This window comes from Butyrivibrio sp. ob235 (assembly GCF_900109475.1).
Taxonomy (GTDB): Bacteria; Bacillota; Clostridia; order Lachnospirales; family Lachnospiraceae; genus Butyrivibrio.
This window is the reverse complement of the sequence record NZ_FOBE01000008.1, coordinates 121,687-143,902: the sequence shown is the minus strand read 5'-3', so window position 1 is coordinate 143,902 and position 22,216 is coordinate 121,687. Positions and strand designations below refer to the sequence as shown.

The following is a 22,216-nucleotide window of genomic DNA, read 5'->3' as shown; positions in this document are numbered from 1 at the left end:
ACAGTGAAAAAATATATAGAAAGCCAGCGCACGGATGACCACAAAAGAAAATATGAAAGAACAGGACGATACAGCAAAGCGAAACGCTGAGGGCCAGCGATTCATCCCCCACCGACTATGTCGGAAAGAGTTTTCTCGCTGATACATCAATAAAAGCCACCCGTGTGAAAGTTTTCATTTCCCAATGGTTTTGCCGTCAGTTTGAAGATCACGCAGCCATCCGGACATACAACAGTTTTGGAGTATTTCCCATCACCACCGACTTTGGTGAGATCACCGCCGCTTCTAACGGCTTCCATCAAAGGGAACAGCATCATCATTGTCTTTGAGCAGATTCCGTAGCCGTCCGCATTTACCGGGCATCCATAGGTACACCTGTAAACATCGCCGATTTCTTCACCGTTACGGCAATATCTCTCTGTATGATCTCCATGTAAAAAACCTGTTACCTCTACAGTAAATTCATATTCTTCATCATACCACTTTTTCATAGTTTTTCTCCGCCTCTCCAAGATAATCCACTATAGGTTCTATATATTTGACATCAGAGATGTCGTAGGATGAAGCACATTTCTCGGCCATTCCCTTTTCTTTTTCAGTAGCATTTTTCTTGTTCTTCAGAACTGATACAAACATCTTCATGGCAAGCTTGTATTGGGGCTTCATTTTTTCATAGTCAAAGCCTCCCTGACAATAGAATACTCTAATATACTTCTTCTGCTCATCTGTAAGAGCATTCTGAAGAAAAACCTCTACATCCGGATTGTCATTAGGACTGCCACCTACGCAGAACATAGCCAGGCGCTTGTTCTTCCAGTTAACAGCTTTTTCAAGAAACCACTTACATTTTACAATATTTCCTGCCATTGCCCAACCGCCGTAGCAGATTGCATCATAGTCCTTGAAATAATCTGCACTCTTCTTCTGCGCATTTTTAAGGTCAAGCAGATCTCCACTCATTCTCTCTGCAAGCCACTCTGCGTATCTTTTGGTAAAACCTGTCTGTGATGTGTAAATGATCAGTGTTTTCATAATTCGCTCAAGTTCCTTTCCATTTTCATGATAGTTTGTATGGTAGTTTGCAGGCTCTTTTCATCGATCCCAACAAAAATGCGTCCAATGATGTACTGGCTCTGCTGACCGTTATTGTCATTCTGTTCCAAAAAGGCCCTGCATTTATCTGTGACAAATATCCGCTGCTTTCGCTTGTCTTTTTCATCGGGAACAGCTGTGACAAAGCCTTTTTTCTCAAGCTTTAGCAGAATCTGCTTCACATTCTGATGAGAGCTGCCCATTACATCAGAAAGCTCATTCAGTGTCGGAGGTTCCTTGCAAAGGTTGATACAAATTATTGCAAAGAACTGTTTCCAGGTAATCTCCTTGAAATATGCATCAGCTGCAGCCTGATATCTGTTATCAAACGCGCTGAGTAATCCAAGTAAAAATGGCTGTGGAGGCATATCTCCAAAATTTACTTTTTCGATATTCATCACTTCATCGTAATTCATGTGAACTCCTTTTATATTATGTAATATATTACCTATATAAACAATGTAATATATTACTTATTTTTTGTCAACTCTTTATGCACGAAAAAAGCTCCGGCATTTTTACCGAAGCTATATAGTGAAGCCTTAGGCCATGAACTTCCTTATACCCTTTTTGTGATTACCGCTATGGCGCAAGGCATACGCCCATCCACCACATAATACTCAACTTCTGTATATCCCATGTCTGCAAAAAATTGCTTGTAGGAATCCAGATCAAACTGTCTCTTAAAATCTGCTCCAAGAAGCGTAATGACCTTTACTGCCGCAGTTCCCGTTCCCTTGGACATATTTATATACGTGGGAATTATGACTTTTCCTCCCGGCTTAACAACACGCTCCAATTCCCGCAATGCCTTCTCCGGTTCCGGCAACAGATGAATCACATTTCCCGCCACCACTTTATCAAACTGACTATCCTTACACTTTATGTTCGTAATATCTGCTTTTTTGAATAGCACGTTCGAATATTTTCGGCATTTCTTTGATGCCTGCCTAAGCATTCCTGAAGCACAGTCAGTCGCAACCAGCTTCCTGCACTTCTGCGCTATATACATGCTGATTGCTCCTGTTCCACATGCACATTCCAGAACTTCATCAGAAGGGTCGATAAATTCAGCAACCTTCTTTCCGGTTCCGGAATAAACCTTTCCGTTATATACATTCTCAAACAAATCATATAAAGGTGAAATCTTATCCCAAAACATAATACTGCTCCTATTTCTCTTTGATTTTTCGGAATCATCCTATCATACTTATAATGAAACAAGCCCAAATACACTTATTTGAGCCTGTTTCACACTTATAATCACAATTCTTTGAAGATCATTACATGCGAACGTATTGCCCCATCCATACGCCAGTCTCCATCTTGATCAGTTCTCCTTACTCTCCCAGTATACAATCATTGAACTTCGCAAAATTCTTTAGTGTACGCTCCAACGCAGCACTAAGCTTTTTCGTCTGACAGATTCCGTCTTCCCACCATAGTCCTTTGACTCTCAAAATTCCCTCTTTGCGATCCGGTATGGCTTCAATACGCCCTACGAACTTATCTCCGTAGAGGATAGGCAATGTGTAATAGCCATATTTCCTTTTCACAGCCGGAGTATATATTTCCCAGGAATACTGAAAATCCCACAAAGCCTTTATAAGCGCTTTGTCCCACATTAGCGGATCAAGCGGAGCTATGAAAGCCATTCGGGGCTTAAGATCAGCATCCCCCTGAATCACTTGCTGAATCAGTTCTTCATCTTCTATGCGGTAATAAAATAGCGGCTTAAAGCCTTCCACAATTACCGGAACTATTTCCCCCTCAGTTGTCAGCCTATCAAGTATCCCTTTACGTTTCTCGGCATTTATGTTTATTCCAAGAAGTGCTGTACTGTTTTTATCCCACAAAAGACCTACCGCACCGATTCTGCGAAGAACACGCCACGCGATAAAATCGTCTTCATTTTTACAGGGATTATCTGCATTAAGAATTGTCTCCGGTATATGTCTTTTGGCCAGATCATAGTACTTTCGACTTCCCTTTTTGTGGTGTATAACAAGTTCACCGTCTGTATATAACTGCTCCAGTACAGATCTTGCAGCCTGGGACTTTTTATGCCAATTACCACTCCAATGCATTGAAGAATGCCAAAATATCTCTCCTTCAATAGGCAGAGTATCGCTGGACACAGGGCCGTGCTCCTCTATGTAGTATATCGCCTGCTCCTTAAGTTCATCCAGCCCTTCAAAGGTTTCTCCCAGTTCATGGCTCCTATCCCTATAAGAAGAAAAATAAGGCCAGTCTTCCGTCGGCCATATGGATAACTCTTTGTCCGCATAGTCCACAAGTTTGCGGTCTTTATACAAAAGATCCTGCAACATAGATTTCTTAAATCCTTTAACTCTGGACTGCAAGGTCAGCTCTGCATTTTTTCCGCAAACATCTACAGGATCATACTGTATGCAGCCTGCCTGGCGCACATACTCATATGCTCCATCTTTTCCGATAAACCGATATGTTCCTATCAATCCCTGTTTTAAAAGAATAAATTGTCTTGCCTGTTCATTAGTAATTGTTTTCATATTTACTCTATTTTCGGCAGGCTCCATCGATAATGGGCAGCCATGTTCCGAAGAACCATAATTATCTATATTCCTCCCCGGTTTTTGAATCAATGAAAACCATTCTTTCCGAATCAAATTCCAGGTCCGTTCCAACCGGCATATCATATATAGCCAAAACTGCGGGCTCTATTTCAACAAGCCTGTCAAAATCGACCACCAGATTGTTTTCCGTCACATTGATATATTCCTGGGTATCTGTATCACCAAGGGCTCTCCATCCGTTATCGACAGGATTGGCAGGCTCTTCCCTGAAAATCCATTTTAATGTGGAAGTACCTTCATACAAAGACCTTGTAATAATGCAACCACCCAAATTGTGTGTCATACGCGTTTCTGCTTTTTCTGTTTTCTTAAACTTATCAAATAATCCCATGATTTTTATCCTCCACCAAAACCCCATTATAAAACTGCTCTTGAAAGGCAATCTGTGCGTAGATTTCATCTTTATTCGGAATCCTAATATTGTCCGGCACATTGCCATTTTCATCGCAAGGAATTACAATCCATTTATTTTCACTGTCATCATATCTGTGATACACAGCAATTACTTTTCCTATGAATTCTTTGCATGCAAGAATACGCACGGCACTTTTATATCCGAAAGAATCTGTTTATGACTGTATCCGTTATTCCATGTCAGATCGTAAAAATGCTCACCGTACAGCAGCTCATACTCCATCTGATACTGAAAATAGCCCCAGACTGACGAAGGAAGGAATTCATTTCGCAAATTAAAAAAAATATTATTTTTGCGAATTGGAAAGCCATCTGGCGATATCGATAATCCTAATTCCTTCATGCTGACTTTCCTCATGTTTTGTTCTGGCTATCAGCATCTTCGGATAAGCATCCTTAATCCCTAAAAGTGATGAAACCTCTCGCTTAAAAGTATCTTCTCTGGATATATCATCAGATACCTGAATGTAGACCTTTTCGCCTTCTTTGATTGCGACAAAATCCACTTCTTTTTCATATAGTTTTCCCACGTATACTTCGTATCCGCGTCTTAGAAGTTCTATTGCAACAATGTTTTCGTAGAGATGCCCATAATCAGCATTTTTTGTTCCTATCTCAGAAAAACAGAAAGCCAAATCGGACAGGTAGTACTTCTTATCTGATTCCAGATATCTTTTCCCCTTTATGTCATACCGCTGTATAGGATAAAAAAGGAAGGATCGACAGAAATAATTCATATACGCCCCTACCGTCTTATCATTAGTTTTGTAGGTGCCAGATGTTAGTTTGGATGCCACATTTCTTATCGAAGTCTGATTGCCAACGTTATCCATAAGATAATTTCCAATCATTATCAAAAGATCTTCGTTTTCTATCTTGAATTTTCTTACAATATCCTTTGTAATAGTGGTCCTATAGATACCATTAACATATTGTCTGGCATCTTCCTCCGTTTTATAAAGATATGAACCAGCCATTCCACCTTTCTTTACATAAGAATCAAAGGCTTCATCTATATCATTTGATGGATAGTACATAAGATATTCCTTAAAGGAAAATGGGTATAAACTTATCTCATAAACTCTTCCACCAAACAACGTAGCCAAATCACTCGATAAAAGAAATGCATTTGAACCGGTAAGATAAATATCATAGATTTCTTCTTCGTAAATGCTATTGATCACACGTTCAAAGTCTTCACATAGCTGTATTTCGTCAATAAAAAGATAATTTGTTTTATCGCGGGCATACTGTTGCTCTATGTAGTCATAAAGCTTGTCCGCATCCAACAGTTTCTCGAACTTCTTTAAGTTCAGCTTAATTCGGACAATATTAGCCTTATCATCAGCAGATATCAAATCTATGAAAGCATCCATCAATTTTGATTTACCGCTTCTTCTTACCCCTGTTATAACTTTTATGTCCGGAACATCCTTTACCGATAAAAGTTTATTTAGATAATAGTCTCTTTTTATAAGTTTCATCGCAATTTCACCGCCTTTATTTAATTGTATTTCATTTCGCAAATTTAATCAATTTTTAAATTTGCGAAACGAAAACTCAAAATAAAAACTTCCGAATCCCAAACTATAAGTTTAGATCCGGAAGCTTTAATATTTTGGAATACAATTCTATAGCTCTATTATTTTGAATATCCTTATAAATTCCTTATAATTGCCTGATATCCTTCTAACCATAGACAAAAGAAATGCGGAAAAACAAAGGCTTTACGCCTTATACGGGAGGAACTCACAATGAAAAACTTACTTAAAAACGGTCTCACAGGCTTTGAACTTAAGTACCTGGCCCTTGTATTTATGGTGTTAGACCACATTCACTACTTCTTCGAATTCACAGGCATGATACCCATTTGGTTCTCATGGCTCGGTAGACTGGCAGCTCCTTTATTCCTGTTCTGCCTCATAGAAGGTTTCATCCACACCCACAACAAAAAAAGATATTTTCTCAAGATCTACTCTATCTCAATAATCATGGGTCTCATACGATTTGGCTTCTACAATGTACTTAACTTTGCAGTCAGAGGAGATGGCTTCATGCCTGCAAACGCTATGCTTTCAAGCTTTGTGGTACTTCTAGTAGTACTTATGGGAATTGATTGGATTAGGCAAAAGAAATACTTCATTGGAATCATGGCTGTGGTAATCCCGGTTATATTGCCATATCTCTTTATATACTTTGTATATATGCCGTTTGCGGATAACCTTACAGTTAATCTTTTTGCAAGCCTTATCAACTTCACAATCCTTCCTCTTCATATCATGATTGAAGATGGCGGAATTCTTACACTTATTGAAGGTGTGATCCTATATCTGTTTAGCTTTTGCAAAAACAAGAACGCAAGAATCTATGCATACGTTATCTTTGAGCTCTTGTACGGAATTGGACTTGTGACACTTTCTATTGGATCATTTAATGTTCACACTCTTATATTTGAAGCCTATGAATGGATGTCAGCCTTTTCAGCTATATTCATGCTCTGCTATAATGGACAGCGTGGCCATGGGAATTCAAGGTTATTTTACCTCTTTTACCCAGCCCACATCTACGTTTTGTATGGCATATCTCTTATTGCCTATTCATTATTTTGATTAAGAAACATATAAGCTGATGGGAACAATTCTGATGAAATTACTAGTTATTGATGACGAAAAAGACATACTGATACTAATAAAGAGGGCTCTTTCTTCAGATTATGAAGTAACAACAGTACATAGGCCCTTTGAAGAGGTCCCGGATAACCTCGCAGACTATGATCTCCTGATCACGGATGTGATGATGCCCGGTGAAGATGGATATTCTCTTTTAACCAGGATTCGCGACAAGACAGACGCTCCCATCATCTTCTTAAGTGCCAAGGCCCTTGAGGAAGACGTTATCTATGGCCTGTCTATTGGTGCTGACGATTATATCAGAAAGCCCTTTGCCGTCGCCGAGCTTAGAGCCAGGGTTGCCGCCCACATAAGACGTGATAAGCGCGATCACAGCGCCTGCATCAAGGATGGAAGCATCAGTATTTATCCTGACTCCAGACTTGTGCAGGTTAATGGAAAAGAGCTATCTCTTACCAAAAGCGAATTTGACATCGCTATGCTCCTTGTGCGGAACAAGGGGCAGGTCTTTTCCAAGGAACAAATTTATGAAAAGATCTATGGTTTTGATAAGGATGGCGATGAATCAGCAGTAACTGAACACATCAAAAATCTTAGAAGAAAGCTGTCTGCCGCAGGAAGCGTTATTGAAACAGTATGGGGAATAGGTTACAGATGGAAAAAAGAAGCATAACTATAAGCCGCATGATCAGCATCTATATTGCAGTTGTCAGCGTGTTAATTGGCTTTACTACTCTTGTTGCACTCATTATTGCTTTCTTCCTAAATAGAGAAAGCTCTTTTGCCGCAGATAATGTAGAAAAAGCAGTGGAAGCCTGGATTCATGATTGTCAGGAAAGTGGTGAGATAAACACAGCTCTTTTCCCAGAAGGGGCAGATATTATCGTGGTTTCAACTGATGGAGAAGAAATCTTTGTGAAGGTGTCATCTTCTAAGGAGAAGGCGCTTCGTAAATTCGCCAGAGAGTCAAGTCCTGAGAATGGCAGGTTGCTTCACGGAAAAGATGTTTATCTGCGTATGGACGCCGTCGATGAAAGTACATTTATTCACTACTGCGTAAGTGCACCTCATGAGTACCTGATTCTTTTTACCTTTGCCCTTGCATACCTATTGGAAGTGCTGATCCCAACTGTTGTTCTGATCAAAAAGATTAAGAGTAGCCTTAGAAAAGTATTTGATTATACAGAGAGTCTGAAGAGCCAGGATCTTAGCGTATCACCGATAAACACAGGCATTTACGAGCTGGATCAGATAAACATTGCAACTGACAGCATGCAAAAAGAGCTTGTTGCCACCATGGAAGATAATTGGAAAAAAGAACAGGATTCAAAGGCTCAGATGGCTCAGATAGCCCATGACCTCAAGACTCCTCTTACAGTCATCAGAGGAAACGCAGATCTTCTCATGGAGAAAGAATACGATGAAGAATCCAAGGAAAGCCTTGAAGCCATAATTCGTAATTCTGAAAAGATAGCCCTAAGCGTTCTTGATATTCTTGAAAAGTAGCATCACTTTCGCTTATTGAATTATCCTGAAGGCTAATTCTTTATTTCTTCAAGAACTCTTTTTGCTTCATCATACTCTTCATATATAGGACTATGTGCTGAGTTTTCAAAAACATACATCTTTTTGGTCGGAGCTTCCAATACATTTCTTTGTTCCATTTAAACCTTTTTCTTTATTATCTTCTCATTGTTTCTTGCGAGATCACTCAGTTTGTAGGATCTGATTCGCTGATTTACCATCAAAGGCTCCACAAAACCATGTTTGGCTAGAACAGATAATCTGTTAATCACTGTTTTATTGGTCACACCTATTTCACGACTTACTTCAATCGGAGTAAATTCACCTTTGTACTTTTTGATCAGGAATAATAATAGCTCTTTTTCCTTACCTTTTAGATATGATAAGCTGCCACTTATCTCATCTTCACTGGAACTCTCCGATAGCTCACAGACTTTGCCTGAATAAAGCAGTACCATACGCAGGAAATAATTGACCCAAATCTCCGGATGCGGCGGATTATCCCTTCCGGAATAGTAAAGGGCTGGTAGTCCCATCTGTATTGATTCGTAGTACTCATTGATGTCATAAGCAAAATATTCTTCCAATGAACCAATGCCATTGAAGCCGTATCCATTTATATCCAGAATGTAACCTGATAAAAGACGTGCTGTTCTACCATTTCCATCTTCGAAAGGATGTATCGTTACCAATTGATAATGTACTACAGCAGCAACAATAAGCGGATGATCGTCAGTAGTATTAACATAATCAACCAGCTCGTCCAATAAACTTGGTATATCACAATACTCTGGAGGAATATAGTCAGGATTCCCACTCTGAGAATCATATACAGCAAAAAGAACTCCCGGCGGCATAGGCCCTCTTAGCCCAATCTTTTCTTTTGGAGCACCCTTTTCCACATATTTCTGAACGTCCAATATCAGTTTTTTAGAGAATGGCTCCTTCTTCTTAACCTTCTCCTCCAGATAATTTAGCGCAAGAAAATAATTACGTACTTCCTGTTCCGGCTTAAGGAAATGCTTTCTTTCATCATTTTCTATAACTTCATCAACCTGTTTTTCGGAAAGAGGATTTCCTTCTATTTTATTTGAAGCATAGGAACTCTTTTTCTTTGAGTTCTTGCGCAGTTTGCTTGCCACAGATCTTGGAAGTTTAACTGTAGACACTTTGTATCTGTTCTTCTCAATTTCAGTTATATATCTCAGAATTTCATTTGTAAGATTTACTTTTATCATCTTGATGTCACCTCGATGATATTATAACAAAACGAGGCATAAAATTACATAAAAATTACACTATTTTTTCACTATTTTCCATTGTGGATAGTCGATAAAAACTGGAATCACCATCTTTTTCCATCTCTATTAAAAAAATATCCCAAATTGATTCTGACTTCACGTCTGCCTATATCATTATTTGTGTAACAACAAGTATCAAATCCTATAAGTTCAAATCCTTCATGCAAGTAAAAGCCTATAGCATTGGTATTACATGATTGTGTCTCAAGCATGATTGCTCTTCTTTTCTGCTTCCGGGCAACCTCTTTAGCCTTATCCATCAGCTGTTTACCAAGCCCCTTGCCTCTGAGATTATCTGACACCCAAAGTTCTGTAACCAAAAGTCTGTTTGACCATTCTTCGGGACAAACTTCAATGCATGCCAAAAGTTCATTGTTATCGCCCACAACTCCGAAAGCTTCGGCATTTTCCCAATGATCCTGGTACAAAGAATCCGGGAAGTCATATTCTTCAGGAGTATGAACAATTTCTTCCTCAGCCTTTCTTTTAACAAGCTCTATCTTACAGCCTTCACTATCAAGCTGTTTTATTTCAAAATCGTAATAGCTGTCACTCCTTGTAACCAATGGAACCACAGCCCCTTTCCATCGTTCTTTTGGTAAATCTACAATTTCAATTTTATTCATAATTTCTCCTATTATGTTAGTAAGTTTTACTGGAAGTTGCTTTCTTCAGAAGAATAAGATACTCGGTGGTACCTTCTTCAAGTTTCTTCTCTCCTGTCGCATAAAAGCCATGTCTTTCATAGAAGCGTATTGCTTTTTCATTCTTTTGAAGTGCCCAAAGATGGTCTGCGTTGTGTTCGTTTACAGCATATTCTTTCATGAGGGCCGGAACTTGCAGTTCGTCAAAGTAATACTCATCCGACTTAAATATAGGGTAAAAGAACAGACGGTAGTTAAAGACCAGTATCTCTGCTATACGCGATAAATCGCTAATACTTGCTTTTCTTATCATGATGACCTCTTTCCTCATACTGTCCATTCTGTCCACTCTATGTGGTTGTATTGCATTACATCGTCAGCCCTTTTCATGCCGATCTTCTCATAAAAACCTACAGCATCTTCATTGGCAATCAGATATACCGCAATATCCTTTTCACCACCGGCAATTTCATGTGCAGTCTTCATGAGTCTGCTTGCAATGCCTTGCCTTACATAATTCCTGTCCACCCCAAGGTCTGTCACATACAACCAATAACAGAAATCCGTAAGTCCAAACAAAGCTCCCACAATCATACCTTCATCATTACGTGCAATCAGACTGATGGAAACATTCTTAACAAGCTTCCTGATTCGCTCTTCAAAACGCTCCTTTGGATATTGTGACCCCAAATCAGTTCTCTTCAAAAAATCAATATATTCCTCTGCAGTAATGCGTTCTTCCGAGATAATAATCTCAGCTTTTTTCATCATATATCTGTTGCCGTCATCACGGAAAACTTTATAGCCAAGCCTTTCATATAATCGAAATGCTTTGGTATTAGCTTTTTCAACATGAAAAAGTATGTGCTGTATACCAATTTCTGTTGCATAGGCCTCTGCTTCATGGATTAGTGTACTTCCGATTCCACGACCCCGATAGCTTTCTGTGACAGATAAATCATCAAGATATAAATAATCTGCTTTCGGCTCATGGTGAACTTCAATTGATAAATACGCCACAACAGCTTCATCCTCTGCCACCAGAATACGATCTTCGCCATTTATCCAATATCGATCCAAAAAGCCGGATTCGTAGCCCTCCACATCTTCTGTATGATAAATTGTCTGAAGCATCTCTATAAACAATTCACGAATTTTCTGTTCATCTTTGGGAATTGCTATCCTAATTCTATGCCCCATTTTCCCTCCTCCGATACTTTCTCTCAGTGTGTCCGTTCTTCACGGGATACCTCATATGCCGTATACTCGTGATCAAATTCATACCCCAGCTTTTCTGCGAGATGAACCGAATTCATATTCTGCGCATCCCAACTTGGATATAATCCTTCCTCAAGACATCGTAAGATCAGCGCAGCACACGCAATCGTCGCAAGACCTTTTCTACGCTCCGCCTCTACAGTGTCAACCTCTATCTCTATGCCTTCTTTGTACCTTGTATATGAGGATGCCCCGGCTACAATCTGGCCAGATTTCATAATTACCATGCCTCTCCCAATCTCCAAAAATTTCTCTTTGCTTTCAAAAGACGAGACAAAATCACGCGTCACCGGATCCGGCAGACACATATCATAAATTCTATCATCAATCTCTTTTAGCTCATATCCCTCAGGAATATCTTTTATCAGGCTGCGCAAAAAAGATTTATCAAACTGTGTGTCCTTCTTTATGGCGTATCTGATAACCTTCTTGGCATCCGGAAAACAATCTTCAATACATGCTTCCCATTTTTCGTTTTGGGGTATCATGATAACAAAGCCATCCGGCTTGGCCATAACAAGCTCCTTACTGGGCTCTCCCGCATAAAAAGCAAAGCATCCAACATAAGCCATCGCCGACTTTGGAGCATCTAAATCAGTAACAAAGATTTTTCCCATTACATTCTGCAAACAGGAATATATCAGGGTCTCTTTCCAACCCTCAAAAAGATGAGTTGCTTTTAATCTATCATCCAGTTCATATACCATTATGAAAATCTCCTTTCAGCATTAAGATGTACTATAAGCAAGGTGATAACAATCATAATACCTGCCATCACCGCCTTGCCAATAATATCATCATCAATCTTGTAAACCGCACCGGAAGCATTAACAATGCAATGCAGAAGCACACATAACCATACACTATTTGTGCATTCCCTAACGCATGCCAAAGCAAATGCCATCCCGAGAACGCCAATTCCAAAAGCAATATAGCTATGACCTTCCTGACCTACACCTTTTATATAATGCTTATAAGGAAACAGGCCCAAATATACTTATTTGAACCTGTTACACACTTATTTTTCTTATTTATAATTTAGTTCATTCTAATATGTTATAGTCGTCAAGCCAATAGCTGTCACCATAGCCATTTGAGACCACATCATCTATGATTGCAACGCCTGTCGCTTTAGGTATTATCCTGCCCTCATCGGCAAGCTTATCTGCTTCAGCTGCAGTAAGAGAATAATATGTAGTACTTACTCCGTAATCCTCGTATTCCATATCATTTACGGCATAAATAGTGAACTCTGTGCGCAAAAAATCATAGTAATCGCCCGGGATTCTCTGAAGGCCTGTCACCACAGTAAATGCATTTCCCAGATAGGTTTCCCCATCAACTGAAGGCTCTGTATACCAGGCTATATTGTCCTCGCTTATCTCTATAGTGCCATTATATGGATTATTATCTCCCGCGCCGAAGAAATCCCTTTCCTCCAGGTTGCTTCCGAAATACCTGCCAAGTATATTATTTACGCTACTCTGGTCAATCCAGGTGCGATCATTCTCATATTTCAGACCGGATGGATCATTTAAGATTTTCCACACCAGAGTAAAATGTGCCCATTCCGCAGGATCGTAGCCAGCGCAGTTATACCCCTGCTCTGAAAAATTAGACAAAAAAATGTTAAGGTCATGCTGAAGCTCTTTTGAAATCTCCTGGGGTTCTTCTGTCTTCCCCAGAGGATCTTCTGTTGCTTCAAGAGGATCTTCTGTTGCTTCAAGAGGATCTTCCACTGCTTCAAGAGGCAATACATCCTCTTCAATCTCTACGGGCTCTGTGACAACTTCATCATTCCCCGTTTTGCCGCAACTCGTAAGCAGACCACACATCATAGCAGATATCATAAATATAGATAACGACTTAATATTCATCCGGTCACCCCCGTAACCCATCTAGCTATACCTTTCAATCGTCCTCACCACAGCTGACAAATATGCGCTTCCAAACAGATTAAGATGATTTGTCAGGTGATAAAGATTGTACAGATCACGCCTCTCCTCATAGCCCGGAACAGCTTCCATCGCTGCAAAATATGCCATGTAAAACCTGCTATCAAAGCCTCCAAAAAGCTCTGTCATGGCAATATCAGCTTCATTACAACCGACATATACCGCAGGATCAATAAGCATCGGCTGTCCATTTTCATCCGACATAAAGTTCCCTGACCACAGATCTCCGTGCAAAAGAGACGGCTTCTCCGGCTCATACAGGAATCTGTCCAGATTGTCCAGAAGGCTGTTTGCCTTTCTTATTATGGTACTGTCAAAATATCCCGCCGCAAGTTCAAACTGCGGTCTTAGTCTGCATTCGGAGAAGAACTCTATCCAGCTGGTTTTAGGTATATTCTTCTGCTTTCCTGCTCCGATATAATTATCATTCTCAAGGCCATACTTCCCATTATTTAGGAAAATTGCAGTATCCGCTTTGTGCATGACAGCAAGGTTCTCGCCGAGTTTTTCCCAGAAACCCGGCCTCGCTCCGGCTCTGTCTATATATTCCATCAAAAGAAATGAATACCCATTATCCGTTCCAATTGCATGAATCTGCGGAACTCTGATTGCATGAGTAGCCCTTATCGCATCAATCCCCTCCGCTTCCGCTCTGAAGAAATCAGCATTTGATATGGTATTTACTTTAAGGAAAAGAGCCTCCCCATTGGAAAGAAACAGCTTATAAGCATCATTGGCATCCCCACCATGTACTGTCTGCTTTTTCTCTATAGCCACATCTTTTCCATACACTTGCGAGACAGCCTCTTTTAATGAATTGAAAAATAAGCTTTTCATGACAGATTCACCTTCCCCGAAATAATACTTATACTTTTTTCGTTCATTCCTCTCAATATAGTCTAACATACGATTTAATTCTAACTTAAACGTTTTTTATAAAGTTTTTATATATGCGTCGCAATTTGGTCACATTTTGAGACTATTATTTTCAAAACCAAAAGTATATGTGTTATTTGTATATGGAGGTGCTGATATGGGGAAAATTATTCAATTTGACAAAAACGATCCTAATATCATTGATACCGTAGAATGCAACGGAAGATACACAGACGTGGCAACACTCAGAAATAAAGTTATAACTGCCGGAGCAGTACTGGTTGCAGCGGCAGCGTTCGTTTGTGCCCAGTTCTTCTTTATTTAAAAAATTTAATATCATCTGTCTTCGTTTTAACGTATAACAGGAGCCTCACCGGCTCCTGCTTTATTATGCATCTGCATTTTTCGTTCTTCTGATGGAATTGTTATATTCTCAACATTCTCTTTGATTGATATCAGTGAGCCTGTCTCGATGTAGTCATATCTTCCGTCGGCTACAAGATACTTAATTGCCTCCCTGGCCTTTGGATATTTCTGTATTTCATCAAAAATTATCAGAGATTCTCTGGGGTACAGCCTAGTGTTGTATTCAAGCGTCAGTGTCTGAAAGAAAATATCCAGATCATCAAGGGATTCAAAGGCATCTTTTATCTTTTTCTTAGCCTTATTAAAATCGATTAGAATATAGGACTTATACTCATTCTGAGCGAATTCTTCAGCGACCGTTGATTTTCCGATTCGTCTGGCTCCTTCGATCAGTAATGCCTTCGTCCCATTTTGTTTCCACAGTAAGTTATACTGTTAGATATGCATGTTTATTTCAAGGCTGTCCATGTACTGGCATAGAGAATGGTTCAAATTAACATAAGATACGGTCTTAAACTCATCTGTCGCCTGAGCTACAGCTACATTTACAGTACTTAACTGATTATATAAAGTGATCATAATCGGGACTTTTAATACTTTTGACATTCCTCTAAAGCAAATATTGCCGGCTTCAGGAATATTCTCAATATCCTCTTTTTTCTCAATAGCAACGGGCTTATTGTCTACCATTATCTCAAAACCGTCATAATACTCATATGCGTAAGCTATACCCTTTAATATCTGTTCCCAACTAACTCTGTAGGTAAGCTCCCATTGTGACTGCGTCCACCCATTATCATTTTTTAACTGAATTAAATGCATTTTGTCACCTTTATCCAATAATACTGCAAAATAATTTTAAACTCTCACCCCACATTATACATAAATAACAATAAGTGCCAGGGCACTTACCCATCTCCTGATCTTAATATTTTTCATATCGGACTCCCCTTTAATTCCCTTTAAATTTCCCTCTAATTATTTGATTAAAAATATTTACTTCAGTTTTCTTTTCAAATTATTAGCGACGTAGTAAACCTTTTTAGCTCCGGCTTTTTTGATTTTCTTTGCCAGAGATTTAGGATTGTAACCATTGTCTACGTTGTAGGTCACCGTTATCTTCTTCACACCCTTAAATGCCTTTTTACCTACTGTGCTCTGCTCGTTGTCAGTGTCACCGGTGAACACGTAAAAGTTTTTAAGGCTTTTGCAATTCATGAATGCGCTGCTGCCAATTGAAGTAAGGCTTGCATTTACTCTGAAAGATTGCATGGACTTGCATCCCTTGAAGGCATTCTTTCCAATCTTGGTTTTAGTGTTGTATGGGCTATTAGACTCACCCCAAATAACCGATTTTAACCCGGTGCATCCTGCAAAACAGTTGTCCGGAATATCAAATTCCTGTCTACCTTCCGGATAGAAAAAGCTTCCAAAATCCTTCACGTTGACATATAGCAGCTTCTTACAATTCTTAAATGCACCCGGGGCAAAGCCAACAACATCGAAGGTCTCCTGAGTCCTTGGTACACTTATTCTACCTACGGCCGAAACCGTCTCAACATAGCCATAGTAGCCATTTCCCAGGGCACAAGCCTTGGTCTTTTTATAGAACTGCGGATTAAACCCCTTGATAATAGCCTGTCCGGGAGTATGTTTATATCCATCCTTTTCAGAAGCCTGCTTGATAATTACATATTGGAGATAAGGTGAATTATAGACTTCCCCTACATTCATCCTGCCTTCAGCAGAAGCACTAAGCTTAACCGAAGCGCATAGACCGACAACAAATGCCAATAGATACAGATATTTCGTTACTTTTTTCATACTGATTTCCCCTTTTTTCTATTATTCCGCTTAGAGGCGGTGTTCCCTTAAGGAACCATTATAGCAAATCAGTATTCAGATACCAGCATTATTTTTAATTATTTGTCAGATAATCTCACTTTTTCAGCGGGGCACTTATGGGGTGCGAAGGGTCCATACTGGCAGTTGGGACACAGGAAACCGGAACGCGGCCCTTGAAGTGATCATGGAATCTGACTCCAAGCTCACAGATCTGATTGTAGGGCTTTCCCTCATCCTTAAGAGTTGGATCATCCCATTCAATTCCTGTGGAAACCTGCAGATAATCGCATCCTGCCTTCACATATTCCTCTGCAATATTGATAGCAGTGTTCACATCAGGCTCGATTCCTGTGGTTCTGATTGAAATCAGGAAATCATCTCCGCACTTTTCCCTGATCTTACGAATTATCTCTGCTCCGAATCTCGCGCGGTTTTCATCACTTCCGCCGTACTCATCTGTCCTGAGATTAGTCTTCTTCGAAACAAACTGATTGATCAGATAGCTGTGGCAGCCGTGGAGTTGAACTGAATTTTACTGTGGGTGCCATGGTAAGTCTGTTCCTAACCACGGTCTTGTTAATTGTTATTGAATCTCCTACTTTTGTCATACTCTTCACCTTACAATAAAGCCTTACTTTTTATCTTCTTACTTTTTTATTCCTTTTTGCATCATATCTATTAGTTATTTATGAGCTCTTCTCATAGCCATAAACTCTCGAACATTATTAGATTCCTCAAGATCAAGCGGGAATCCCAGTTTCTCTGCCACATACACGGAAAGTTCCTCAAAGAAATCGTACATCAAAAAGAGCTTTTCCCACATGTCCTCGTAATCTCCGCTGGGGAACATCCCCTCGAAGTGGGTCATCTCTTCCTCAGTCAGATAATTCTTAAGATACTTGCAGCACGCACCGGTTGTGACCTGAAAATCGTTGTCGATCCCGATTTTCCAGTTGATCATCTTGAGGAACATGTTCATCATGTACTCTTCCATCATGCGGCGCGCATAGTAGAACTCATGCCTGCAAAGGCCCTTTGTCACATAGTTGCTGATCCATCGAAACTCATTTACTGTTCCGAAAAACTCGAACTCGCTGGGTTTCTTAATATAAAAACACTCCTTGGAAGTAATCTCCACAAGCTCCTTAAAGTCGTCCTTATTCACAAGCACTGTGCGAGGTTCTGAAAACTCTGCCTGTTTTCCTATCTCGCTCACGTCTATAAAAGTCAGATCGATTCTGTTGCCATCCTTGTACTGAGTGAGGTAAGCAAAGCGCGACCTGCCATTGTAGTCGTAGGGTTCGGCGTAGTAGTCATCCGGCATCTGCATTATGAGAATATCCCCGAAGCGCTTCATGTAATCGTGGTCCCTTGTAAACTCACGAATGTCAGATACAAAAAATGTGATATCAAAATCGGAAAACTCATCGTGAACCGCACCCTTGGTGACATTGGAGCCCTCCATGGTTGCCGCGCGGATCCGGTCATCCTCGGTTGCAGTTTTCAGTATTAAATCATACATCTCGTCGTAAGATTTCATCTACGCCTCCCACACTTTTATTTTCCGGAAATAACAACTCCATCGACTGCAATATACGGAACAACTGAACCGCCATCGCAGACAAGTTCCTTGGAGATATCGCGGATGTTCTTAACGATCTCGCCAAGGTTACCGTTTACCATAGTCTCGGATACGGCATACTTAACTTCGCCGTTTTCGATTAAGAAGCTGTTCTTAGCAACGCCGGAAAACTCGCCGTTTGCTCCGGGTTCTCCTCCTGAGTAACTTCCCAAGATAAGACCCTTGTCGACGGATTTGATTATCTCAGCAAGCTCCTTTTCACCGGGTTCAACCACAAGGCTCCAGCCTGTATTCTTAACAACCGGACGTCCTGTCTTGTTGGCAGCATAGAGGCTAAGGCTATGAGTTTTCAGCACGCCCTTTTCAATCAGAGTTACATCCTCAGCTCTAAAGCCATCCTGAGTTCCACGCTCGCCGTTAACAATTCTGTCGTCAAAAGGCTTCTTCGAAATTGTAAGCTTATCGCTTGCAACCTGCTCGCCCACCTTATCAAGCCAGAGACTGGTTCCATTGATAACCACATGGTCTGACATATAATTGGAAATCAGCATGCTAAGGAACTGAGAAGCCGCACCGGGAGTGAGAATAACTGTACCCTCAAATTTGCCCTCAAGGCTCTTGGTGTGAATACTGTTGCTGATGTCCTCAAGACTCTGTCTCAAATTGCCAAGTTCCATAAAAGGCTTGTCCAGATTATCCATGGTAACACCGGCGAAACCGATGCCACTGTTGACGCCATCTTCACCAGCGCTGATCTCGAAATAGAAATTGTAATGGCCTGAATAATCCTCGAACTCTGTTCCATTTGAGTTTCTTGAAATCCAGTGACTTCTGTCATAGGAACCCACAGCAGCCATAACAAGCACCTTGGGGTACTCCTTCTTTATGGCATCAAGGCACTCCTGTATTCTATTGAGGAACTTGTCCATGTCAGGCTCGTAAGTACCCTGTCTGAAAACTTCTTTTCCCTGATCAGGGGCGATATCGTGGCAGGGGTCCTCCGGAGATGACTGTGCTGAATCTTTTCCGTCATCTGCCAGCTTAATAAGCGCTTCCTTGGAAAGGTCATTGCCACTGGCACTACCCATTTTGTTATCCTCGAAAACTGTTAAAGAGGTGTAATAGTCAAAAACGGTTCTCAAAAGCTTGAACTCACCGTTTTCAACGTTAAGCTCCTGTTTTTCAGACTTCACAAGGACATAGGTGTATTTGTTAATCTCTTTATCTTTAAGTACATCATCAAATAAATCTGCAAATTCTCTCATCTCGTTCATATTATGTCTGTCCTCCACTTGAATTCTCGATGTATTATCTTCCGCCAATCATAATCTTGCAGCGCATATGAGGTCCGCCCATACCAACTGCCATCTGCTGCTTTTTGCCGCAGAAGCCGCTTGAAGACCATTCAACTTCGTTGGAAACCATATCAACAGTTTTAAGCATCTCAAAAGCGACACCCGAAACCGTCGTATCAAGAAGTGCGCGTCCCAGTTTACCGTTTTTAATCTCATAACCGCAGGTCACACCAAACATAAACTCACCTGTAAGGTCAGCCTGACCGTTACCGGAATCAATGAGATAATAGCCATCTTCAACAGACTCAATCAGCTCTTCCACAGTGTTCTCGCCGGGAAGAATGCAGGTATTTCTCATTCTGATAAGAGGTTCATCCGCAAAAGACCATCCCCTTACGTTTCCTGTGGGCTTCATATTGTATTTCTCCGCTGTCTCGCGGCTGTTCATATATCCTGTCAGGATGCCGTCTTTAATAAGCACAGCATCTTCAGCCTTGATGCCTTCATCGTCAAGGTATACAGGAAGGGGTGCCACTTCCCCATTAAAAGTGTGAGCGAAGTCAACCAGATTAACCAGGTCAGATGCCACTCTTTTCCCAAGGCTCGGGCCGGCCACACTGCCGCCCATAACAAGGTCAGCTTCTACGGTGTGTCCAACCGCTTCGTGAGCAAGCATTCCGCCCATCATTCCGCCAAGTACAACGGTCTTGTAGCCCGCTTCGGCATAGACGCCATCGGCCTTGTCTTTAACCTTTTTATAGAGCTTCTCAATCTCCGGATAGTACTGTTCAATATCCGAAAAATTGTCCTCAAAGCTGCCGTATCCGCCAAGGGCTTTGAACATATCTACAGGGTTACCGTCTTTCGTTTTCAGTCCCATGGAAACATAGATGTAGCATCTGGGAGTTACCAGATGACCGTCATAGGCGTCGGAAGAATAAATGATCCTATCCTGAGAATCCTCGCTGTAGTATATGCTTCTGCTCTCGAGATTCGGATATTTCTGAGCAATGTAATCGTCCAGCTGGCGACAAACTTCAATTATTCGCTTCTGCTCAGCATCAACAATGTCGTCATTGGTAGGGATAAGTCCTGTTCCATAGGAAGGAGGCAGAACAATCCCTGTACTTCCCGCATGACGAGCCAGGAGTTTAACGTTCTCGGAGGCAGCCTTCAAAACCTTCTTGGCAGCTTCATCACTGCATTCTGCGATGGATGCAAATCCAAAAAGTCCATCCTTGCCAACTCTGGCACTAATACCTCTGGATTCTCTTCTATGATTTGAAACCATGTTACCCTTCAGGATATTCACTGATCTGTAGCGATTTTCCTGAGCTCTCAGCACTGTCTGAACCCCATCTTCAAACAATGCTTTATTCGATTCATAAATGTCTTTTAGCATAGTTGTCCCTCCCAGTATTTTTTTTAGTCTAATGCTTGTTACGCTTCTCATTTTGAAGGCTGTGCTTTTTAATTGTGCAAAACAGCCCCACTTAAATAAGCTTAACAAATGCAGATGCTACGCGATACCCAATAATTGCTGAATATAGTACAAAAACAGAGCCTAAGACTTGCTTCATCTTAAATAAAAAAAGAGCTCCAAAGCATCACTGCTTCAGAGCCCATATAGTTTATCTTATCCTTTATTTGATTTTTGCCATCTTTGCTTTAGACCAATCTGAGTAGAATCTTGAATTATTGTTTTCAACGTAGGTTCTGATTCTGAAATAGTATCTCTTATGTCTCTTAAGTTTACTGATAGTAATTTTTCTCTTATTGTTACCTGCATCCTGTGTCTTTTCAATCTTGAAGGTTTTTGATTTTACATTCTTCTTGAAGTTTTTATCTGTAGAATACTCAATCTGGTATCCATTTACACCATCTACTGCCTTAAAAGTTACCTCTGCTTTCTTCTTTTTAGGTGACTTAACCTTGGTTACCTTTGTCTTTTCGATTGAAGCACCTTTTATTGAGAAAGAATATTTTACGTTTGAACCTACAATTTTTAGATAATATACGCCGGAATTTAAATAAACTTCACCTGTCCTATCAGCGCCGGAGATATCCAATTTTTTTTCCGTTAAGTCGTTGTTAAAAATAAGAGCTTCATAAATGCGGCTATAAGTAACCGCAGTATTACTATAGGCTGTTAAATTAAGAACATATTTGTTTTCCTTTGAAACATTAAACTTATACCAATCCTCGTTATCTGTTGAAGTAAGTGAATCTGTCACAGTAGTATTTATTTCATATCCTTTAGGGTTTTCATAACTGTCTACTGTGTTTTCTGATACTCCATATCCCTTAAATGACAATTTAAATTTGTACTTATTTTCAGCTTCCTGATCATAACCCAAATATTTACTAACTATTACATAATAAGTTCCGGCAGATAATGACCTGGTATCTGTTCCATCGACTACTGAGTCTCTGCTATAATCGCCTATCCAGTTAAATCCCTGAAAATCACTATTCAATACACTAACAGTTATTCCTCCGGAAGATTTATAAATAGTTGCATGAAGTGTTAAGTCACCATCTTCCGGTATAGTAAACTTATAATACTGGTTACCACCTTTGTACTCAGCCCACTCTGTAATTTCATAGTTAGCGGGTATCTCAACAGCCTTATCTGATGATTCCCCTCCTACTATTGCCTTTGCTATAATCTTTCCCTCAGGAGCAGCTGTACTAAATGCTGCGACAGATATTGAAAGTGCAAGGAGCAGAGCTCCGGCCTTCTTTAGTAAAACATTTTTCTTCATCTTATTTTCCCTCTTTTCCTCAAAATTTTCATAC

At 40.3% G+C, this 22,216-nt stretch carries 27 protein-coding genes and 2 pseudogenes; 4 read left to right on the top strand and 25 right to left on the bottom strand.

Annotated features, from left to right (window positions below):
• Positions 1–146: 146 nt before the first annotated feature.
• From BMW61_RS08575 to BMW61_RS08540, 8 genes are all read right to left on the bottom strand, one after another.
• Positions 147–491, bottom strand: a complete 345-nt coding sequence (locus BMW61_RS08575) for a TIGR04076 family protein (protein ID WP_022763523.1) — start codon at positions 489–491, stop codon at positions 147–149.
• Complete coding sequence (locus BMW61_RS08570) at positions 475–1,032, bottom strand: flavodoxin domain-containing protein (RefSeq protein WP_022763522.1); 558 nt, start codon at positions 1,030–1,032, stop codon at positions 475–477. The genes BMW61_RS08575 and BMW61_RS08570 overlap by 17 nt, the downstream gene beginning before the upstream one ends.
• Positions 1,029–1,508 (bottom strand): MarR family winged helix-turn-helix transcriptional regulator, encoded by a 480-nt coding sequence (locus BMW61_RS08565; RefSeq protein ID WP_091820991.1) that lies wholly within the window; start codon positions 1,506–1,508, stop codon positions 1,029–1,031. The genes BMW61_RS08570 and BMW61_RS08565 overlap by 4 nt, the downstream gene beginning before the upstream one ends.
• 143 nt (positions 1,509–1,651) lie before the next feature.
• A complete protein-coding gene (locus BMW61_RS08560; RefSeq protein ID WP_022763520.1) occupies positions 1,652–2,254 on the bottom strand; it encodes a class I SAM-dependent methyltransferase in 603 nt (200 codons plus the stop codon).
• A 178-nt stretch (positions 2,255–2,432) separates the two neighbouring features.
• Positions 2,433–3,623, bottom strand: coding sequence for a winged helix-turn-helix domain-containing protein (locus BMW61_RS08555; protein WP_091821012.1), 1,191 nt, complete (start codon positions 3,621–3,623; stop codon positions 2,433–2,435).
• A 61-nt stretch (positions 3,624–3,684) separates the two neighbouring features.
• Entirely contained in the window at positions 3,685–4,038 is a 354-nt protein-coding gene (locus tag BMW61_RS08550; RefSeq protein ID WP_091820989.1) for an immunity protein Imm33 domain-containing protein, read from the bottom strand.
• Positions 4,025–4,249: a hypothetical protein gene (locus BMW61_RS08545; RefSeq protein WP_139176262.1), complete on the bottom strand. Its 225-nt coding sequence runs from the start codon at positions 4,247–4,249 to the stop codon at positions 4,025–4,027. Before BMW61_RS08545 ends, BMW61_RS08550 begins: the two co-directional genes overlap by 14 nt.
• A gap of 159 nt (positions 4,250–4,408) precedes the next feature.
• Positions 4,409–5,605, bottom strand: a complete 1,197-nt coding sequence (locus tag BMW61_RS08540) for an ATP-binding protein (RefSeq protein WP_091820985.1) — start codon at positions 5,603–5,605, stop codon at positions 4,409–4,411.
• Between the two features lie 270 nt (positions 5,606–5,875).
• Here BMW61_RS08540 and BMW61_RS08535 point away from each other — a divergent pair, with 270 nt between their 5' ends.
• From BMW61_RS08535 to BMW61_RS08525, 3 genes are read left to right on the top strand one after another with little or no spacing between them, the layout of a single operon-like run.
• Positions 5,876–6,730: a TraX family protein gene (locus BMW61_RS08535; RefSeq protein ID WP_022763517.1), complete on the top strand. Its 855-nt coding sequence runs from the start codon at positions 5,876–5,878 to the stop codon at positions 6,728–6,730.
• Positions 6,731–6,764: 34 nt separating this feature from the next.
• The gene (locus BMW61_RS08530; protein ID WP_022763516.1) at positions 6,765–7,424 is read left to right on the top strand and encodes a response regulator transcription factor; all 660 of its coding nucleotides are present in this window, start codon (positions 6,765–6,767) and stop codon (positions 7,422–7,424) included.
• Positions 7,406–8,257, top strand: coding sequence for a histidine kinase dimerization/phospho-acceptor domain-containing protein (locus BMW61_RS08525; RefSeq protein WP_175475142.1), 852 nt, complete (start codon positions 7,406–7,408; stop codon positions 8,255–8,257). Before BMW61_RS08530 ends, BMW61_RS08525 begins: the two co-directional genes overlap by 19 nt.
• 32 nt (positions 8,258–8,289) lie before the next feature.
• Here the strand turns inward: BMW61_RS08525 and BMW61_RS22720 are convergent, their stop codons facing one another.
• From BMW61_RS22720 to BMW61_RS08485, 9 genes are all read right to left on the bottom strand, one after another.
• The gene (locus BMW61_RS22720; protein ID WP_022763514.1) at positions 8,290–8,415 is read right to left on the bottom strand and encodes a hypothetical protein; all 126 of its coding nucleotides are present in this window, start codon (positions 8,413–8,415) and stop codon (positions 8,290–8,292) included.
• Entirely contained in the window at positions 8,416–9,513 is a 1,098-nt protein-coding gene (locus BMW61_RS08520; protein ID WP_091820981.1) for a Fic family protein, read from the bottom strand.
• A gap of 107 nt (positions 9,514–9,620) precedes the next feature.
• Complete coding sequence (locus BMW61_RS08515) at positions 9,621–10,202, bottom strand: GNAT family N-acetyltransferase (protein WP_091820979.1); 582 nt, start codon at positions 10,200–10,202, stop codon at positions 9,621–9,623.
• Positions 10,203–10,218: 16 nt separating this feature from the next.
• Positions 10,219–10,533: an N-acetyltransferase gene (locus BMW61_RS08510; protein ID WP_175475141.1), complete on the bottom strand. Its 315-nt coding sequence runs from the start codon at positions 10,531–10,533 to the stop codon at positions 10,219–10,221.
• A gap of 14 nt (positions 10,534–10,547) precedes the next feature.
• Positions 10,548–11,420, bottom strand: a complete 873-nt coding sequence (locus tag BMW61_RS08505) for a GNAT family N-acetyltransferase (RefSeq protein ID WP_091820977.1) — start codon at positions 11,418–11,420, stop codon at positions 10,548–10,550.
• A 23-nt stretch (positions 11,421–11,443) separates the two neighbouring features.
• The gene (locus BMW61_RS08500) at positions 11,444–12,205 is read right to left on the bottom strand and encodes a GNAT family N-acetyltransferase (RefSeq protein WP_091820975.1); all 762 of its coding nucleotides are present in this window, start codon (positions 12,203–12,205) and stop codon (positions 11,444–11,446) included.
• Complete coding sequence (locus tag BMW61_RS08495) at positions 12,205–12,390, bottom strand: hypothetical protein (protein ID WP_207650181.1); 186 nt, start codon at positions 12,388–12,390, stop codon at positions 12,205–12,207. Before BMW61_RS08495 ends, BMW61_RS08500 begins: the two co-directional genes overlap by 1 nt.
• Before the next feature lie 151 nt (positions 12,391–12,541).
• Complete coding sequence (locus BMW61_RS08490; protein WP_091820971.1) at positions 12,542–13,375, bottom strand: hypothetical protein; 834 nt, start codon at positions 13,373–13,375, stop codon at positions 12,542–12,544.
• A 21-nt stretch (positions 13,376–13,396) separates the two neighbouring features.
• Positions 13,397–14,290, bottom strand: a complete 894-nt coding sequence (locus BMW61_RS08485; RefSeq protein ID WP_091821008.1) for a fructosamine kinase family protein — start codon at positions 14,288–14,290, stop codon at positions 13,397–13,399.
• A 196-nt stretch (positions 14,291–14,486) separates the two neighbouring features.
• Between BMW61_RS08485 and BMW61_RS21865 the strand changes: the two genes are divergently transcribed.
• A complete protein-coding gene (locus BMW61_RS21865) occupies positions 14,487–14,654 on the top strand; it encodes a hypothetical protein (RefSeq protein ID WP_022763173.1) in 168 nt (55 codons plus the stop codon).
• A gap of 65 nt (positions 14,655–14,719) precedes the next feature.
• Here BMW61_RS21865 and BMW61_RS22905 read toward each other — a convergent pair.
• The 8 genes and pseudogenes from BMW61_RS22905 to BMW61_RS08445 all read right to left on the bottom strand — a co-directional run.
• Positions 14,720–15,118 (bottom strand): annotated as a pseudogene (locus tag BMW61_RS22905) (ATP-binding protein); the annotation flags it as partial.
• A gap of 12 nt (positions 15,119–15,130) precedes the next feature.
• Positions 15,131–15,517 carry a hypothetical protein gene (locus tag BMW61_RS08475; RefSeq protein WP_026498210.1) on the bottom strand — a complete coding sequence of 129 codons (387 nt, stop codon included), beginning with the start codon at positions 15,515–15,517 and terminating at the stop codon, positions 15,131–15,133.
• 174 nt (positions 15,518–15,691) lie between these two features.
• Positions 15,692–16,519, bottom strand: a complete 828-nt coding sequence (locus BMW61_RS08470) for a leucine-rich repeat domain-containing protein (RefSeq protein ID WP_022763175.1) — start codon at positions 16,517–16,519, stop codon at positions 15,692–15,694.
• 115 nt (positions 16,520–16,634) lie between these two features.
• Positions 16,635–17,054, bottom strand: a pseudogene (locus BMW61_RS22715) (oxidoreductase); the annotation flags it as partial.
• Between the two features lie 168 nt (positions 17,055–17,222).
• The gene (locus BMW61_RS08460) at positions 17,223–18,080 is read right to left on the bottom strand and encodes an aminoglycoside 6-adenylyltransferase (protein WP_091820968.1); all 858 of its coding nucleotides are present in this window, start codon (positions 18,078–18,080) and stop codon (positions 17,223–17,225) included.
• A gap of 17 nt (positions 18,081–18,097) precedes the next feature.
• On the bottom strand, positions 18,098–19,396 hold the full coding sequence (locus BMW61_RS08455; RefSeq protein ID WP_091820965.1) for a TldD/PmbA family protein: 1,299 nt from the start codon (positions 19,394–19,396) through the stop codon (positions 18,098–18,100).
• Positions 19,397–19,430: 34 nt separating this feature from the next.
• The gene (locus tag BMW61_RS08450) at positions 19,431–20,819 is read right to left on the bottom strand and encodes a TldD/PmbA family protein (RefSeq protein WP_026498206.1); all 1,389 of its coding nucleotides are present in this window, start codon (positions 20,817–20,819) and stop codon (positions 19,431–19,433) included.
• A 241-nt stretch (positions 20,820–21,060) separates the two neighbouring features.
• A complete protein-coding gene (locus BMW61_RS08445) occupies positions 21,061–22,182 on the bottom strand; it encodes a hypothetical protein (protein WP_139176258.1) in 1,122 nt (373 codons plus the stop codon).
• Between the last annotated feature and the right edge of the window lie 34 nt (positions 22,183–22,216).

What these genes read in the sequence shown, in the direction of transcription:
- BMW61_RS08575 (WP_022763523.1), bottom strand. Translation starts at nt 491, where the DNA reads ATGAAAAAGTGGTATGATGAAGAATATGAATTTACTGTAGAGGTAACA.
- BMW61_RS08570 (WP_022763522.1), bottom strand. Translation starts at nt 1,032, where the DNA reads ATGAAAACACTGATCATTTACACATCACAGACAGGTTTTACCAAAAGA.
- BMW61_RS08565 (WP_091820991.1), bottom strand. Translation starts at nt 1,508, where the DNA reads ATGAATTACGATGAAGTGATGAATATCGAAAAAGTAAATTTTGGAGAT.
- BMW61_RS08560 (WP_022763520.1), bottom strand. Translation starts at nt 2,254, where the DNA reads ATGTTTTGGGATAAGATTTCACCTTTATATGATTTGTTTGAGAATGTA.
- BMW61_RS08555 (WP_091821012.1), bottom strand. Translation starts at nt 3,623, where the DNA reads ATGAAAACAATTACTAATGAACAGGCAAGACAATTTATTCTTTTAAAA.
- BMW61_RS08550 (WP_091820989.1), bottom strand. Translation starts at nt 4,038, where the DNA reads ATGGGATTATTTGATAAGTTTAAGAAAACAGAAAAAGCAGAAACGCGT.
- BMW61_RS08540 (WP_091820985.1), bottom strand. Translation starts at nt 5,605, where the DNA reads ATGAAACTTATAAAAAGAGACTATTATCTAAATAAACTTTTATCGGTA.
- BMW61_RS08535 (WP_022763517.1), top strand. Translation starts at nt 5,876, where the DNA reads ATGAAAAACTTACTTAAAAACGGTCTCACAGGCTTTGAACTTAAGTAC.
- BMW61_RS08530 (WP_022763516.1), top strand. Translation starts at nt 6,765, where the DNA reads ATGAAATTACTAGTTATTGATGACGAAAAAGACATACTGATACTAATA.
- BMW61_RS08525 (WP_175475142.1), top strand. Translation starts at nt 7,406, where the DNA reads ATGGAAAAAAGAAGCATAACTATAAGCCGCATGATCAGCATCTATATT.
- BMW61_RS22720 (WP_022763514.1), bottom strand. Translation starts at nt 8,415, where the DNA reads ATGGAACAAAGAAATGTATTGGAAGCTCCGACCAAAAAGATGTATGTT.
- BMW61_RS08520 (WP_091820981.1), bottom strand. Translation starts at nt 9,513, where the DNA reads ATGATAAAAGTAAATCTTACAAATGAAATTCTGAGATATATAACTGAA.
- BMW61_RS08515 (WP_091820979.1), bottom strand. Translation starts at nt 10,202, where the DNA reads ATGAATAAAATTGAAATTGTAGATTTACCAAAAGAACGATGGAAAGGG.
- BMW61_RS08510 (WP_175475141.1), bottom strand. Translation starts at nt 10,533, where the DNA reads ATGATAAGAAAAGCAAGTATTAGCGATTTATCGCGTATAGCAGAGATA.
- BMW61_RS08505 (WP_091820977.1), bottom strand. Translation starts at nt 11,420, where the DNA reads ATGGGGCATAGAATTAGGATAGCAATTCCCAAAGATGAACAGAAAATT.
- BMW61_RS08500 (WP_091820975.1), bottom strand. Translation starts at nt 12,205, where the DNA reads ATGGTATATGAACTGGATGATAGATTAAAAGCAACTCATCTTTTTGAG.
- BMW61_RS08490 (WP_091820971.1), bottom strand. Translation starts at nt 13,375, where the DNA reads ATGAATATTAAGTCGTTATCTATATTTATGATATCTGCTATGATGTGT.
- BMW61_RS08485 (WP_091821008.1), bottom strand. Translation starts at nt 14,290, where the DNA reads ATGAAAAGCTTATTTTTCAATTCATTAAAAGAGGCTGTCTCGCAAGTG.
- BMW61_RS21865 (WP_022763173.1), top strand. Translation starts at nt 14,487, where the DNA reads ATGGGGAAAATTATTCAATTTGACAAAAACGATCCTAATATCATTGAT.
- BMW61_RS08475 (WP_026498210.1), bottom strand. Translation starts at nt 15,517, where the DNA reads ATGCATTTAATTCAGTTAAAAAATGATAATGGGTGGACGCAGTCACAA.
- BMW61_RS08470 (WP_022763175.1), bottom strand. Translation starts at nt 16,519, where the DNA reads ATGAAAAAAGTAACGAAATATCTGTATCTATTGGCATTTGTTGTCGGT.
- BMW61_RS08460 (WP_091820968.1), bottom strand. Translation starts at nt 18,080, where the DNA reads ATGAAATCTTACGACGAGATGTATGATTTAATACTGAAAACTGCAACC.
- BMW61_RS08455 (WP_091820965.1), bottom strand. Translation starts at nt 19,396, where the DNA reads ATGAACGAGATGAGAGAATTTGCAGATTTATTTGATGATGTACTTAAA.
- BMW61_RS08450 (WP_026498206.1), bottom strand. Translation starts at nt 20,819, where the DNA reads ATGCTAAAAGACATTTATGAATCGAATAAAGCATTGTTTGAAGATGGG.
- BMW61_RS08445 (WP_139176258.1), bottom strand. Translation starts at nt 22,182, where the DNA reads ATGAAGAAAAATGTTTTACTAAAGAAGGCCGGAGCTCTGCTCCTTGCA.